Here is a 1715-nt window from a genome sequence, read left to right on the forward strand (position 1 = left end):
GTTCATCAGTCAATTCGTGTCGGCGCATCAGGCTGCCTCCTTCTCGTCCTTCCTGATGCGAGTGTACTGCACATTTCTGACCACCGCTTTCGCGTTACCGGACAGAACCTACATACATCAGACAAATCAAGCCAAGAAACATGGCCAGTCCCATCAGCACTGCACGCGCAGGGATGCTTGCAGTCGTCAATAAGATCAGAACACCACCAAACAATGCCGCTCCGACATAACCTGCGCTTACGGTAAACCAGTTGGGCCTGCCCTGATATGGCGTAGCCCCACCACCACGCGCAAAGATTTTCAACCGTTGAAACCGGCCGCCAGTCATACGGATAGCAATAATGTGGCTTAATTCGTGGATCAATGTGTTTATCACCCGAAATGGAATAAAGAGCCAATTAATAGAGATTATCACGATTTATGATATACTATCGCCTCTCTACGAAAGGAGGCGAGCCAGATGTTGCGCTATCAGGATATCAAGACCTTCACTACCGTACAGAAAATATGTGCGCGCTCGCAGTCGCTGGTGTCAGCGTAACGATGGGCAGAAAGCAACGCGGATGCGCAACGACTCGTTCAGCCAATGGTTCAGCAGCCGCAGGCCCAGTTGAAATAAGCTCAGGTCGCAACGGTCGTGGCGATGAATGATTGCTTGCCAGCCCTGGCGCAGCGCCAGACTGCCCAGGTAGACCATCCACAGATAGGCCAGGCAGGCCGCCAGCAGCAGCCTCGTCAGCCGTGCTGGATCGCTCAGGTGACTCTTATGGATGTGAAAGCCACGACTTTTTTGATCCGAAAAGAACGTTTCGATCGTCGCCCGCTGACGATACCACTCAAGCGCCGCTTCGGCATCGGCCAGGTTGGAGACCAGGTAGAGCGGCTCGGCATAGGCCGCCTCCCAAACCGCCAGCGCCAAGACCGGGCCATAGCGTGCGAGGGTGACCTGCACATCCTCGACCACCACCACCTCATCGCTCTGCACCCCCAGATCACCAAAATGTACGCGAGCATCGCCCGACCAAATCACAGTCGTGCTGGCCGTCCGACAGGCATAGCGCCAGCCGTAGTCGGTGATCGTGGCTTGCAGATTGGTGCCGTCGAACTCGCCGTCGCCCAGAAAGACCACTGTGGCGTGTTGCGGAACATAGGGTTGAATCTGCGCCAGCAGGGCGCAATGGCTGGTTTCGGGAAAGTGGCCTTTCTTTCCGCGCACCACCACCCAAGCCAGCGGCAAGGCGCGTCGCTGATACACCACACACAGCATCAAGCTGATACAGCCGCGCCCGACGACACTGCCATCCATGATCAGTGGCAGCGGCTGGGCCGAGAGCGAGAGCAAGAGCGCCTGCGCAAACGGCAGAAAATAGACCTCGTAGGCGACCTTCTGATTGTCCAAGAAGCGGTCGAAACGCTTGATCTGACTCTCGCGTTTGGTTTTGCCGCTCGGTATCTGAGCGGCGATCTTGGGCAACTGGGTGTGCTGGGCGCCGACAATCCCACAGATCAAGGCCGCCAATGTGTTGATGTGCTTTTCGCGATGGCTGTTGGGCCGCGCACTCAGTGTTTGCAGCAACGTCCGTTTTATGGCACGATAGCGGCGATACGTGTCGCTCAAGGGGTGCTCCTCTTGACTGAAAGGTCGATTGCAGAGAGGAGCATACCATAGGCGGCGCGTATCAGCTTTTAGCACAGATTTTCTGTACGGTAGTCAA

At 56.2% G+C, this 1715-nt stretch carries 2 protein-coding genes; both read right to left on the bottom strand.

The window, feature by feature from the left end; translation table 11 throughout:
* Positions 1 to 94: 94 nt before the first annotated feature.
* Positions 95 to 415: a M50 family metallopeptidase gene (locus tag VFQ05_04190; GenBank protein ID HET9325950.1), complete on the bottom strand. Its 321-nt coding sequence runs from the start codon at positions 413 to 415 to the stop codon at positions 95 to 97.
* 117 nt (positions 416 to 532) lie between these two features.
* On the bottom strand, positions 533 to 1618 hold the full coding sequence (locus VFQ05_04195) for an IS4 family transposase (protein ID HET9325951.1): 1086 nt from the start codon (positions 1616 to 1618) through the stop codon (positions 533 to 535).
* Between the last annotated feature and the right edge of the window lie 97 nt (positions 1619 to 1715).

Source organism: Candidatus Eisenbacteria bacterium (assembly GCA_035712145.1).
Classification (GTDB): domain Bacteria; phylum Eisenbacteria; class RBG-16-71-46; order RBG-16-71-46; family RBG-16-71-46; genus DASTBI01.